This window comes from Pseudomonas putida, assembly GCF_028682455.1.
Lineage (GTDB): Bacteria > Pseudomonadota > Gammaproteobacteria > Pseudomonadales > Pseudomonadaceae > Aquipseudomonas > Aquipseudomonas putida_AA.
On record NZ_JANHLD010000003.1, the window covers coordinates 727,356 to 740,345 of the forward strand.

The window sequence follows — 12,990 nt, forward strand, 5'->3', positions numbered from 1 at the left end:
TGTCCTCAGCCCAGGGTGATTGCCGAGCGCTGGTTGTAGAGGCCATCGACCTCCTGCTGCAGCGATGCGACCTTGTTGTTCATCTTGGCGATTTCGGCTTCGACCTTCTGCACCTCGGCCTGGCTGGAGCCGCTGTTGCGCTCGGCCTGGGCGACCTTCTCGAACTCGGTGACGCGCGAGCGCATGTTGCTCAGGTCCTTGCGCATCAGGGTGATGTTCTTGTCGATGTTGGCGATGTCCAGCTGGGCCTTGGCTTTGTCGACCGACTTGGCCTTGATGGCGCGCTGGATGTCGGCGATCTGTTGCTTGTCGTCATTGATCACCCGCTGCAGGGTGTTGGTGCGCTCGGCGACCTTTGCGGTCTCTTTCTGCACGTCGCTGGTCATCACGTTGAGGCGCTGGGTGGTGTCGGCGTACTTGGCGCGGCGGTCGTCCAGATAGTAGTTGGCGCCCATGGCCACGCCACAGGCGGCAAGGCCGGCTGCGGCGGCACAGGCCACCTTGTTGCCCGAATCGGACAAGGTGCAGATGAGAATGCCCCCGGCGGCGGCAACGGCGCAGGCCTGGTAGCCCGAGGCGCTGAAGAACTTGGCGTCGGTGCTTTCGGTCAGGCGCGGGTCAGCGGTGCCTGGCGTGTCTTTGGTGAACGGGCTACCGGTGCTGGCGCAACCGCTCAGTACCAGGCTCAGCGCCATCATCAGGCCAATCCACACCCGGGTAATACCTGGCTTGTTCATGTTCACGTTCGCTTTCCTTGTTCGCTGTGGGTTCAGTGGGTCACGGCCTTGCAGCTGTTAAGCCAGGCGTTGATGTCGATTTTCTGGGTCTTCAGGAACGCCGCCTGGTTGGCCCAGTGGGTCTTGAGGTAGGGCGCCAGTTCGCTGAGGTTGCTGTTGGCCGTCAGTACCCCTTCGAGCACTGGAACCTGAGCCTCCAGCAGGGCCTGGCCGTAGAGCGAGCCGGCGTCCACCAGGGAGCTTGCGTAGTAGCGGCTGAGCTTGTGCAGGCGGTCGTTTTGTTCGTCCAGCTTGGTCTTGCGCATGCCGCAGGTCGGGTCTTCTTCACCGGCGTTGCAGTTGGCGGCGTAATTCTTCTGCAAGAAGTCCAGGTACTGGCCGTCATCGAGCATCTTGGTGCACAGGAAGGCGCCCAGGTTCAGGCTGGCGCGGATCGCCTGGTCACGGGCTTCCTGCTGTTGCTGGTTGCTGGCGCGCAGCTGGTTTTCCACGGTCTTGAGCTGATCCTTCAAGCCCTGGTCCTCGACACTGGATGCCAGGTCTTCCAGGGCTTTGACGGTGCCTTTGTCTTTGGGATTGCTCGACGGTTGATCGTTGCCCAGCGTGCCCCAGCTCTTCTCGATGCTCTTGACCCGCTCGCGGGAGGTCAGGGTCGGTGACACCAGGACCAGGCGCAGGCCATTGGTTTTCTTGCTCACCGGGCCCTGGTCGTTGTAGTAGGGCTCCTCCTGGCGCAGCGCGGTGCGCAACTGGCCTTCGGCGGTCAGGTAGTTGCCACCGCGCACCACATAGCCACCTGCCTGGCCGTGCTGGCGATCCAGCTTGTTCAGGCGGAAGGGCTCGAACATCATCTCGCTGGCGTTGCCGAGCATGTCGTGCAGGCCCAGTGGGTTGGCTTTGAGCAGGCCGCTGAGCTGCAACTTGCCATTGGCCGATTGCGCGCCGGCAAACCATTCGTAGGCATTCAAGCCCTCGGGCATGGGGTAGCGACCGTCACGAAATTCGGCGGTACTGACCTGCAGGCCACCCCGGGCCGCGAACTCCCATTCGGTCTCGGTAGGCAGGCGCAAAAAGCCCTGGGCGCCATCTTCGCTGGGCAGCTTGGCGGCGGCATTGGCGCGCAGCCAGCGGTTGTACTTGTCGGCCGCCTGCAGGGCGTCCAGCCAACTGACCGACACCACCGGCAGGCGCAGCTTGTTGGACGGGGCAGGGCAGCTTTCGTCCATCAGGGCCTTGTACTGCAGCTGGGTCATCTCGTACTTGGCCATCAAGTAGTAGCGAGACTTGTCGCCCTTGCCGCTGGTAAAGCTGCCGGCGATAAAGGCCGGTCGGGTCTGCTCCACATAGCCGAACTCGGCGCTGTCCTGGCCGATATTGATCGGGTAGTCATCCAGCGGGTCGGCCAGCGGGATCAGCACCTTGCGAAACACCATCGCGCCTTCGCAGGGCATTGGCAGCACCACGTCATCGGCCTCGGGCATCGGGTTGTAGTGCTTTTCGTCCCAGGCCGCGGCCGAAGCGTTGAGCAGGTAGCCGAAACCAAGAGGTACGAATAGAAGACGGCAGCAGGCTTTAAAGCTCACGCAAACTCTCCGCAGGTTGAATGCTGATGGCCCGCAGGGCACCGATCAAGGCGACCAGGACTGCGACCAGAAAGGCCAGGAACAAGGCCACCAGGCCATGCCAGACGGTGATGTGACAAACGAAGGTGCCGGTGGCCTGGCTGCTACCCAGCAGATGGTCGAACAGCAGGCTGCCAACGAAGTAGCTGCCAAGCCCGCCCAGGTAGCCGACAACACTGAGCAGCAACGCTTGCAGCACCACATAACCGGCCACTGCCGCGCTGCCGAACCCAAGTAGCCGAAGTACGGCCAGGTTGCGCCGCTTACGGTCGATGTTGGCCAGGAACGCCCCCACCAGCGAGGCGATGCAACCGATCAGGGCCGCCCCGGCAATGACTCCGAAGATCAGCCCCAGTACATGATTGATCGCCTTGACGCTGTCGATCTCGGCCAATCGGCTGCTGGTTTCGATGCGCTGCCCATTGAGCCAGCGCTCCAGCGCTTCGACGCTGTCGATATCGCGGGCATACAACCGGGCGCGGGCATAGCCGACCTTCACACCATCCATGGGTTTGCCGGTGACGCCGCCAAGGCCCGCTACCTGATAGCCATCGCGGTAGTACTCCAGGTCCAGCAGCAGCTCGGGGCTGACGAACGCCGCAGGACGGGCAAAGCGCGCCGGCTCCAGCACCGCCAGCACCTGCAAGGTGCGCTCACCGCGCTCGTTGACGCTGTCGAGGCGCCGGGCAACGCGCAGGCGCACACTGTCGCCCGCCTTGGCCGACAGGCGTTCGGCGGCGCGGGCACTGAGAATTACCTGGTCGCCCTCAAGGGCACTCAGGCGCGACTTGAGCAATGGGTCGTTTGCCTGGGTGGGAATCACCTCGACGTTATCGACGAACCGGCCGCGCTCACCGAGCAGGTCGGCCTGGGTATTGAGCGACCGCGTCTGGCCAATGGCGAAGGCGACTTCAGGCTGCTGGCGCAGGCGCTCCAACCAGTCACGGTCGTAGTGACCGCTGCTGAGCATCTTGATTTCCAGATTGCGCGGATCGCTCAGCAGCTCCTCCTGCAACTGGCTGACCACCCCGTGCTTGAGGCCGAACAACAGCAGCAATGGGGCGATCACCGCCACCAGGGAGGCGGCCATGCACAAGGTGACCTTGCGGTCGTGCCAGAGGTCGGCCAATGACAGCCGGACCAGCAGGCCGAGGCGCTTATGCCAGGGGTTCAAAGCGCGTCTCTCCTTCACCGTTGACTGCGCCCAGGCGCGGCAGGCCGAATTGCTCGATCAACGGCCAGTCGTGCGACACCACCAGGGCACTGAGGCCCAGCTCGCTGACCAGGTTGAGCAATAGCTCGAACAGGCGCCGGGCGTTGTTCGGGTCCAGTGCGGCGGTGGGCTCGTCGGCCAGCAGCAGGCGCGGCTCATGGGCAATGGCCCGCACGCACGCCACGCGCTGGCGCTCACCGATCGACAGGGCCTGGGGCAGCTTGTCGAGCAACGGCCCCAGGCGCAGCGCCTCGACGGCCTTGTCCACCGCCTGGCTGTGGTGGCCGAGGCCGAGCATTCGCCGCGGCAGCTGGATGTTGTCGCGCACATTCAGGAACGGCAGCAGGCCACCGTTCTGCAGCACGAAACCCAATTGCTGCGAGCGCACGGCGGCAAGCTGCGGCTGACGGTCTTCGGCCAGCAACTGGCCGACATCCAGCGCCTCGGGGCCCAGGTGGTAGTGGCCCAGCGACTGGGGCGCGAGCAGCAGGCCGATGGCTTCGAGCAGGGTGCTCTTGCCACAGCCGCTTTCCCCGGTGATCGCGCAGATCTCCCCTTGGCGCAGCGTGAGCGCGTCGAGCCTCACCCGGTGGGCGTGCGGGCCTTGCCCGCGCACCACCAGCAGTCCTTTGATATCGAGCATGGGGCTCAGGGCATCATTTCAAGCGGGACGGGGTAGACGTTGTCGCGGCTGTCGCTGCCGGGCGCCAGGGCTACCCAACGGTCCACGTCGGCGTTGTAGCGCTGGTAATGGCGCAGCTTGGTACTCAGGTTGCGGATGAATTTCTCCTGGGCCAGCCCGTCCAGGCCCTTCCAGGTTTCTTCATCCAGGTTGAGCACTTCGCTCTGGTACGGCAGGTCTTCCAGGTACTCGCCCAGCACGCCAAGGTCGGCCACGCGGGTGGTGGACCCTTGCTTGAGCTGGTTCGGGTCGGCGCCCATGGTCGCGGCCACCGAACGCAGGCGGGTGAACATCTCGCTTGGCGAGATCATGCCTTCGTTGGCCGCATCGACGATCTGCTTGAGCACATCGCTCAAATCGCTGAGCTGGGCCTTGGTCAGCAGCACCCGCACGTCGGTGGTCGGCAAGTTCTGCTTGATCAGGTCGCGGTCGCTGATCCAGGCCTGGAACACCGGTGGAGCCTGGGTACCGGTGGCCTTGCCAAGGTAGGCCAGTTGCATGGCGTGGCCGATCAGGGCAGCGTCTTCGAGCATCTTCTGCTCGCCCGGGTCGACCTTGGCATGGGTGGCGCTGCCGATGGCGTCTTCGCCCAGGTAGGCCGACTTCACCTGCTGGGTAATCGCGGCCGCCAGACCGTCGACCTTGCGACCGAAGGCTTCGACGTCGCCAGCGTTGACCGGGTAGTAGAGCGAGGTGTTGGTGCCCGGGTAGTTCGACAGGGTCCGGTACTGTGCCTCGGCACTGCTGTGGTTCTTCATGCCGCTGGGGGTTTTCAGGTGCAGAGTGTAGAGCGCGACACCAGGGTTGCTGGCTTCGATCTTGACCTGCTCTGCGCCAAGGCCCGTGCCCGACAGCTTGTCGGTGCCGTCGATGGCCCCGGCGTCGGTGATCAGCACCACATAGCGGGCGCCAAACTGGCTCCAGTCGACCTTGTCCACCGCATGCATGACACCGGCATAGGCGTCTTCATCGAAGGTTTTGCTCGAAACCTTGGCCTGCTTGAGGTCGGCGACCTTGGCCATGAAGTCGGCACCGTCCTTCACCGTGTTGGGGTCGGCGTACATCTTGCTCACGTACTCAAGCCCCGGCACGGCCGTGGTGCTGGAACGGTAGGCAACCAGGCCGAACTTGACCTGCTTGCCCAGGTTTTCCTTCTCGATCTGCGTGTACACGCGCTTGATCGCCTCGCGGGTGCGATCGATGTACGGGTCCATGGAAATGGTCGAGTCGATGACGAACACCACGGCTGCGCTGAACGCCTTCATCTGGGTCTTGGCGGCAACGGCAGGGTTGGCGGCCGGTGCGTTGCCGGCGGCGTCGGCCTTGCTCACCGAGGCGACGTTGAGAATACGGGTACGGAAGCCCTCTTCTGTCATCACCTCTTCGCCACTGAGCACTGGCAGCAGGTAGAAGTTCTTTTGCAGGTCGACGAAGTATTCCGGTTCCTGGGCCAGGACGCCGGGCGCATCGGCGCCCTGCTTGAGCTTGGCGCGCAGCGGGGCGACCTGGCTGACCGGGTCCGGGGCATCGAGGATCCCCTCCAACTGGCTGCGTTCCTTGAAGAACATCAAGCGGTCGCGGTTGGCCGGGTTGGTGAAGGCCAGGGTCAGTTGCATCTTCCATTCGACGGTGCAATCGCCCGGCAACCAGCCGATGCTCTTGCCTTGAGTGTCCGGGCCGACCCGCAGCCATTCCTGCGTGCCCACGGTGCTGCGTTCGTAAACGTAGAAGCGGCTGAAGGCCGGTTGGGCAGTACCGGCGGCATCGCCTGCGGCGCTACCGAGCTTGCAGCTGGGCGTGGTCAGCACGCGCTGGAACAAGGTCTTCTTGCCGGCTTGAAGCAACGGCTGGTCGGCCGCCTGCACCACCGGGCTGAGGCTTATGGCCAACAGGGCAGCGGCCAGGCCGCGTAGTGGCAGGCTCATTGCTTGAGCTCCTCGAAGCGCTGCTTGGCTTCGGCATTGTTCTGGTCAAACGCCAGGATGGTTTCATACCAGTACGCGGCAGTGGCGTTGTCGGGTGCCTTGAAGCACTCGCTTGGCTGGAGGTACTTGGGGTCGTACTCGCGGGCATAGGCGCTGGCGATCTCGATGTCGCCCCCTTGCGCGCGGTTGGCATACAAGCGCTGGGCGACCGCACAGTGGTTGTTGGCCTTGGCCAGGTTGATCACTTCCAGCAGGGCGGCGCTGCCCGGTGCCTTCTGGATGCAGGCCTGGACGAAGGCAAGTTCCGGCTGGCTCTGCATGCTTTCCAGCGTGCAGGCCTGCGCCTCGGTCGGCGGGGCCGGTGGGGGCGGCGTGGGTGCGGGTGCGGCATCGACCATGGCGGGCTTTTGCATGAACCACCAGAGGCCTCCGGTAACAATCAGTGCCAGTAGTGGCAGCAGCCATACCAGGCGATTGATCTTTGTCGCGGCAACCGGCGGCGTGGCCGCCTGGGTGGGTTCTGGCGCAGGTTCCGGCATGGCCGGCGTTTCGACCACCGGTGCAGGCGCTTCGACCCGGGCCACAGGTGCGGGTGCAGGCGTCGGTGCAGGCGCTGGCGCAGGCTCGGGGGCTTTCGCGCCGGTCCAGGCAATCGACGAGACCAGGTGCTTGTCCAGGCGAACCATGGTCACTTCGCTCTCGCCCAGGTTCGGGTTGTTCAGCTCGAAGCGAAAGTTGGCGCTGCCGCTGGCGGCCAGCAGGGGGTCGACAAAGTCAGGGCCTACCTGGACCTGAAGCGCACCGTCCACCGCAACCAGGCCCGACAGCGGGAACCAGTGGGCAACATTGCTCCACTGTTTTCCAGGCTGCAGGAAATCGCGGGTCTGGCTGCTTTGCACCGAGTACACCAGACCTTCGCTGGCCTCTTCCCAGCCGCTGATCCGCAACCACCCCTGCCCAGGGGTGTTTTCGCTCAACGGCAGCACATCAACTCTGATACCCATGCAATCAACTCGCTTCGAATGTGTTCAGCAAGACCGCCAGCTGGCGGCGTTGCTCGGTGGTAATTTCGGGGTCGGCGCCACTCTTGGCGTTTTCCTGGGTAAGCCAGGCCAGGCCCGATAACCAATCCACCTGGTAACGCTGCTCTTGATGCGAAGGCTGCTCCGACAAGATCGGCAACTCGCCCGCAGGCACCGAGCGATAGAAGCTGAACACCGGTGCCGGAGCGCCGAGCAGGCACTTGGGGCGCTCTGCCTCAGGCTTGGCCAGCAGGCCGAACCACGAGAGGAAATCGCGCATCGCCAGCTGTACCGCCAGCACCTGGCGCTGCACCATCTGTTCGCGGCGCACGCCACCCTGCGCGCGATGGGTCACGGCCTCGTCCAGCTGCGCCATGAAGGTCTTGCTGCGCACCGCGCTGATCAGCTCTTCGGTGAGGGCTTCGACCACGTCCTTTTTCTGGCGCAGGCGTTGCAGCAGCAGCGGGCGCGTACCCAGGTCGCGCATGTGCTTGATCCAGGCCTTGAGCGCGGCGCGGGCAAAGCGCTGCTCGGCGGTCAGGCGCTGGGTCAGGGCTTGCTTGGGCGCAGCGACAGGTTCGGCCTGGGGCGTGGCGAACAGGTTGCCAAAGTTGAGCGCCGGCGCCAGGTTGGCCGGTGCATTGAAGGGCTGCTCGGGTTCTGCCTCGGCTTCGGCATCCAGGCCCTCGATGTTGTAGATGCCGCCCAGGTACAGGTCGCGCAGCTCTTCGACCGGCACTTGCAGTGCATGGATCAGCTCACCGATGGCATCGGGATCGGCCCCCAGGTTATTGAGCAAGAACTGGGTCTTCTGGCGTTTCTTGTCCAGCAACTGCTCGAAGTCTTCTTCGCGCCACACATACAAACCGTGTTCCAGCAGGTCGGTACGACACTGCTCCAGTTGCTCTTCGATGCGGGTCAGCTTGAAGTCGATATTGGCGACGCTCGTGAAGCTGTTGCTGAAGCGGGTGATACCGCCATCGTTGAGGCCGAGCATCGCCTGGAAGGCTTCCTGCGGCTCCTTCACATGACGCTGCACCGACGAGTTGGCGGCGAAGCACTGCTTGAGGTCGTCCAGGCGCGCCACATGCCGGGGGGTGAACTGGCCTTCGTCACCGCTGTCGGCATCCAGATCGACGAAGGCGGTGTCCTCGCGGCGCGGCTTGCGCACCAGGTAGGTGTTGTTGAAGGGCTGGCCAGACCAGTCTTTCATCCATTCAAGGTTGCCGAAGCGCTCGACCATGGTCAGCTTGATCATGTTCTCGCAGCCTTCGGGCAAGGCTGCTTTCTCCAGGCCAAGGGTGCTGCCGACGAAGGTGTCGAGCATGGTCAGGGCCCAGATCAGGCCAGGCGCGCGCTTGCTGCGCTCCTTGGGGGTGGCGCCTTGGGTGTTGTGAATCCAGCGGGTCAGCACCGGGCCGACGGTCACCACTTCACTTTGCTTGTTGGTGGTGGTGCACAGCACCAGGGCGTTCATCTGCTGCGAGTCGCTGTAGCGCTCGAACAGGTACGCCACCTTGCCACGCAGCAGCAGGGTCGCGATCGGGTTGATCTCTTCGACCGCGCTCGCGCTCGCGGCGTCTTCGATGCGCAGCAGTTTCTGGCGCGTGCGGTAGCCTGGGAAGTCGAGCAGGTCGACCTCCTTGACCACCGGGTCCTTGGGCTGGTTGCTCAGGCAGAAGGTCATCTCGACCGTCAGTGCCGCCAGCTGGGCCACGGTCAGGCCGGTGCTGGACTGCGGCTTGCCGTCGCGTACCGGCAACACGTTCACCGACACATCACGCCCGGTCCCCAGGCGCCCGAGGATGTCCACGTTCATGATGTTGTGGACCTGGACCAACACGCCATCGACCTCATGGACCAGGACACTGAGCGGTGCGTACACGGTCTGCGGGAAACCCATTTTCTGCAGGGCGCCGACCAGTTGCTCGTAGGTCTCGGTCAGCAGGTCCTGCTCGCCCCAGAGGATCGAGAACAGCTTGGCCCGCTGGCGGTAGTTCAGGCGCGGGGCCAGTTTCATCACCCGTGGCCAGTACGTGTCGGCCAGCTTGCGCACCGACTTTTCGTAGTTGCCCTTGAGGTAGTCCCACAGCGCGACAACGTCATCGGCGGTGACACCGGGCTGCAGGTTTTCTGCCTCGCGGCCTTCGAACGCCTTGAGCGCCGACTGGATGCGCTCTTCGGTGAACTCGTAGTCGAGCCGTTCCTGGTCGAAATCTTCGAACCAGGTGTTGGCGAGGACCTTGGCCACTTCGATTTCGCTGAACAGCTTGAGCTGCACCGGGAAGCTGGCGTCGGGGCTTGGCTGTGCCCAGCGGGTGAAGCGGGTCACCACACCGGTGGCTTCCTTGCCAAGGCCGGTGGGGTTGACGTGCTTGAGGAAGTCGATGGGCTTGCCGCCGAGTTCGGTCATCAGGCTGCCGCTGGTGTCGGCGGCCAGCGAAGAGATCAGGTACGACTTGCCCGCCTGGGACAGGCCGAAAAAGCCGATCACCATCGGCGTTGCCGCGGCCTGCTGCAGGTCTCTGGCCCGGTTGCGGGCCCGGTGCAGGCGCAGGCTCAGGCCGTCGGCCTCGGCCTCGACACTGGCGGCGTTGCCACGGACCTGGTCAATCCACGCCAGCGCCTCGTCGGCGCCTTTGTGTACGGCGCCCCAAGCGCCCATCAGTTGTTGCTGCTTCGGCGTTAGATTGCTCATTTTCCTTTGACGTTCCCGCTGTCGAGCCAATAGTCACTGCCACTCAGGTTGCTGTTGGGCATGGTGTTGAGTGAGAGCTCAAGATCCCGTTCGAAGTCGAAGTCGGCATCCTGGATGTTCGATTTCAGGTCGCAAATCACCAGCTTGTCGCTGATCAGTCCTTGCTCGAGGAGCAAATCCGATGGCTCCTCGACGGCCAGGCGTAGGCGCAGCACCGGTGCTTTGCCACCCTTGCCCAGGGCCTGGGAGAAGTTGCGACTGCCACGGGGGGTGAAACGCAAGGTGTAGAGGGGTGATGCCGACCAGCGTTCGGCAGCCAGTTGCCGGTAGCCCAGGTGCATGTCGCCACGCATCTCCAGCCAAGGCGTACCGCGCTCATCGCCTTCACCGACCACAGGCAGCTCGATGCGGCCCTTGTTGGAGGTGAGGTTGTGATAGAGCACGTCGGCATGCTTGATGGTGCCGGCGTTGTCGATCTGGCCGAAGTGGCGGATGGTCGAGTAGGGCTTGAGCGCGGCGGTGCGGAAGTAGAAGTTCGGCACGCTGTGCTTGGCGCACAGCAGGCAGATCATCGCCCCGACCGACGCCGTGCTTTTCGGGTCATCGATCAGGCCGTTCTTGTGGAACGGGTACCAGCCGCCCGTACGGTAGTTCTGCAGCGGCAGAATGCGCCCCGGGGGCAAAGGCAGGCGCTGGCGAATGAACGCCTGGATACCCGGCAGGCGCGACGGCCGTCCGGTCAGCAGCAACACGTCGCAGCTGTAGTGGGAGATCACTTCGCACAGCTCGCTGAGCACTTTGGTGATGTTGATCTGCCCACCGATAAAGGCGTCGTGGACCTTTTCAAGGTCCAGCGCCAACGGCGTGTCCAGCAGCTCAAGCGTGCCGTCGCGGCCGACCTCACGGCGCACGGCGGCATTGACGAACTCCAGCACGCTGTCGCTGACGACGGCGTCGCCCAGCAGCTGTTGCCAGCTCTGCTCAACGACCGGCAGCGGGGTTTCCGGGTTGTAGTGCTCGTAGGCCTTGAGCAAGGCCAGGCCCAGCGGCACGAACACCTGCAGGTTCAGTTGCTGGCGCAGTACGCGCTCCTGGGCACTGGCCTCGCCGTTGCCGCACAGGCGCGACATCAGTGCATCCGGGGCGTATACCCCGGCCTGCTGCAGGGCGCGGCTGAACGACGGCAGGATGAATGCCTGGATCACATCCAGGAGGATGTCATCGCCGGCAATCTTGAAGCCGTCGCGAAAGCGTTGCTCCGGCACGATGTGTACGTTGGCGCCGTTGCCACCACCGTTGTTGCCACGGTCCAGGCGGTAGTCGGTAATCACCAGGTCGGTGGTGCCGCCGCCGATGTCGATGGTCGCCAGGGTGATCTGTTCGGCCTCGGTCTTGTCGGGGCGGGCGAGTGTTTCGAAGAACTCTTCCGGGTGGCCGGCGAAGTTCTCGATTACCTCGTTGTACAGGTACACCAGCTGGCCGCAACTGGCCTCGTCCCACTCCACGCGAATGCTCGGCAACGGCGTGCGCGGGGTGATGCTTTTGTCCTTGAACGGGTTGCTTTCGCCTTCATGCCAGCCAAGGCTTTTCCATACCAGGCCGACCGCTTCGAACATGCGATTGCTGAGGATGCTGCGCTCTGCCTGGGGCATGCCAGGCGGCACGGTCAGGGTGATGCTGTTGAGCACGCGCGGTACCCGGGCGTGGCCCTGGCGCGAGCGCTGTGCCGGGCTGTTGATTTGCGACAGCGCCTGGGTCACGACTTCGGCGAGCATGAAGGTCATCAGGTTGCTGCGCGAATAGTGCGGGGTGAAAACCGGCATGTCGTTCTTCGGCGGCAGGTACAGGGCCTGGCCGAGGTCGTTGATCAAGTGCGAGAACGGCGCGGCGGTTGCCAGCGGCTCCTTGTCGGTCTTCACGTAGGAGGCGTTGAAACGCCAGCCATGACCGTAGGCTTTCTCGTCCCACAAGTAACGTTTCGGGCTGGACAGGCCGGTCGAGCCCTCGGTGCCGCGGCGGCGGCTGGCCAGGCGCCCGGCCTCGCCGCCGACGCGGGCGATGGTCGGCCACTGGAAGGCGTTGTGGCGCCCGCTCTTGATCGAGCAATGGTCTTTGCCGAAGTACGCCTGGGCAAACTCGACACGGCTTTCGAAGGCCTGGTTGTAGATGTGCTGCGGTTCGCACAGGTCGCGCAGTTCAAGCACATAGTTGTTCTGCATGCCGGAGCCGGCCTGGCCGTGGTCTTCGATCAGGATGCCGCACGTGCGCGAGTTGCCGACGTCCAGCACCAGGTCGACCGGGATCGGGCGGACAACGCCCTGGACATCGTTGGCCACCACGCGGATTTCCGGGATTTCGACCTTGGGCTTCTCGCTGCTTTGCTCGGCCGGGACCGGACGACGCAACAAGCTCAGCAGGTTGAGGTAGTGGCCGAGGTGGCGATTACCCTGCAGGTCGCGGTCCAGGCGCTCGCGGGTCCAGTCGGCGCGGGCTTCGGTGTACAGCTCGGTCAACCATTCGCGAATCCAGCTCTGGGTCAGGAACCAGCCGTATTCGCGGGCGCTGCAGGCAATCTTGAAGGCCACGCCTGAGCGTACGTCCTCCTCGTTGGGGGCCAGGTATGCGGCGCCATTGAGGGTCGGCAGGATGCGGCTGTCGAAGGCCAGGGTCAGCCGGTGGGTGTTGCCGTCGATATCCGGCTCGGGCAACTTCACCAGGCGCATCCGCGCCCAGTTGTTCGGCCCCTCGTCGAAGCGATAGGGCGGCATGAAACGCAGGAAGGGAATCGGCAGCCAGACGCCATCGAAGAGCTTCAGGCTTTCTTCCATGCTCAGGCGAAAGTGGGTGTCTTCGCTGGAGTCGAACTCCACCTGGACCACCTTTTCCGGCTCCGGCTCGTAGAAGTCCTTGTACTCCTTGGACCACAGCAGACGGGTGGGGACCATACCGTTGTTGAGCTGCACGAACTTGCCGGCCTGCTCGCCATCGGGGCCCAGGTGCAGGGCGAAATCCATGAACTGGATGCCGGTGTCACTGACCAGCGTGACCGTTTCTTCGAACTGGGTGATTTCAGGCAACATCTTCTGCGTTT

8 protein-coding genes are annotated in these 12,990 nt (G+C 64.0%); all 8 read right to left on the reverse strand.

The annotated features are described in order from the left end of the window. Positions 1–5: 5 nt before the first annotated feature. The 8 genes from NPS58_RS20480 to NPS58_RS20515 all read right to left on the reverse strand — a co-directional run bounded on the left by NPS58_RS20480 (position 6) and on the right by NPS58_RS20515 (position 12,979). The gene (locus tag NPS58_RS20480; protein ID WP_274117583.1) at positions 6–737 is read right to left on the reverse strand and encodes a hypothetical protein; all 732 of its coding nucleotides are present in this window, start codon (positions 735–737) and stop codon (positions 6–8) included. A gap of 32 nt (positions 738–769) precedes the next feature. Then, a complete protein-coding gene (locus NPS58_RS20485) occupies positions 770–2,218 on the reverse strand; it encodes a formylglycine-generating enzyme family protein (RefSeq protein ID WP_425313104.1) in 1,449 nt (482 codons plus the stop codon). A 91-nt stretch (positions 2,219–2,309) separates the two neighbouring features. Then, on the reverse strand, positions 2,310–3,533 hold the full coding sequence (locus NPS58_RS20490; RefSeq protein WP_274117109.1) for an ABC transporter permease: 1,224 nt from the start codon (positions 3,531–3,533) through the stop codon (positions 2,310–2,312). Next, positions 3,517–4,215: an ABC transporter ATP-binding protein gene (locus NPS58_RS20495; protein ID WP_274117110.1), complete on the reverse strand. Its 699-nt coding sequence runs from the start codon at positions 4,213–4,215 to the stop codon at positions 3,517–3,519. The genes NPS58_RS20490 and NPS58_RS20495 overlap by 17 nt, the downstream gene beginning before the upstream one ends. Before the next feature lie 5 nt (positions 4,216–4,220). Next, positions 4,221–6,179, reverse strand: a complete 1,959-nt coding sequence (locus NPS58_RS20500) for a vWA domain-containing protein (RefSeq protein ID WP_274117111.1) — start codon at positions 6,177–6,179, stop codon at positions 4,221–4,223. Next, positions 6,176–7,183 (reverse strand): hypothetical protein, encoded by a 1,008-nt coding sequence (locus NPS58_RS20505; RefSeq protein WP_274117112.1) that lies wholly within the window; start codon positions 7,181–7,183, stop codon positions 6,176–6,178. Before NPS58_RS20505 ends, NPS58_RS20500 begins: the two co-directional genes overlap by 4 nt. A 4-nt stretch (positions 7,184–7,187) precedes the next feature. Beyond that, a complete protein-coding gene (locus tag NPS58_RS20510; RefSeq protein WP_274117113.1) occupies positions 7,188–9,899 on the reverse strand; it encodes a virulence factor SrfC family protein in 2,712 nt (903 codons plus the stop codon). Further along, positions 9,896–12,979 carry a virulence factor SrfB gene (locus tag NPS58_RS20515; RefSeq protein ID WP_274117114.1) on the reverse strand — a complete coding sequence of 1,028 codons (3,084 nt, stop codon included), beginning with the start codon at positions 12,977–12,979 and terminating at the stop codon, positions 9,896–9,898. The genes NPS58_RS20510 and NPS58_RS20515 overlap by 4 nt, the downstream gene beginning before the upstream one ends. Between the last annotated feature and the right edge of the window lie 11 nt (positions 12,980–12,990).

Excerpts from the sequence above, each read along its gene's own strand:
- NPS58_RS20480 (WP_274117583.1), bottom strand. The coding sequence starts at position 737 with ATGAACAAGCCAGGTATTACCCGGGTGTGGATTGGCCTGATGATGGCG.
- NPS58_RS20485 (WP_425313104.1), bottom strand. The coding sequence starts at position 2,218 with ATGCCCGAGGCCGATGACGTGGTGCTGCCAATGCCCTGCGAAGGCGCG.
- NPS58_RS20495 (WP_274117110.1), bottom strand. The coding sequence starts at position 4,215 with ATGCTCGATATCAAAGGACTGCTGGTGGTGCGCGGGCAAGGCCCGCAC.
- NPS58_RS20500 (WP_274117111.1), bottom strand. The coding sequence starts at position 6,179 with ATGAGCCTGCCACTACGCGGCCTGGCCGCTGCCCTGTTGGCCATAAGC.
- NPS58_RS20505 (WP_274117112.1), bottom strand. The coding sequence starts at position 7,183 with ATGGGTATCAGAGTTGATGTGCTGCCGTTGAGCGAAAACACCCCTGGG.
- NPS58_RS20510 (WP_274117113.1), bottom strand. The coding sequence starts at position 9,899 with ATGAGCAATCTAACGCCGAAGCAGCAACAACTGATGGGCGCTTGGGGC.
- NPS58_RS20515 (WP_274117114.1), bottom strand. The coding sequence starts at position 12,979 with ATGTTGCCTGAAATCACCCAGTTCGAAGAAACGGTCACGCTGGTCAGT.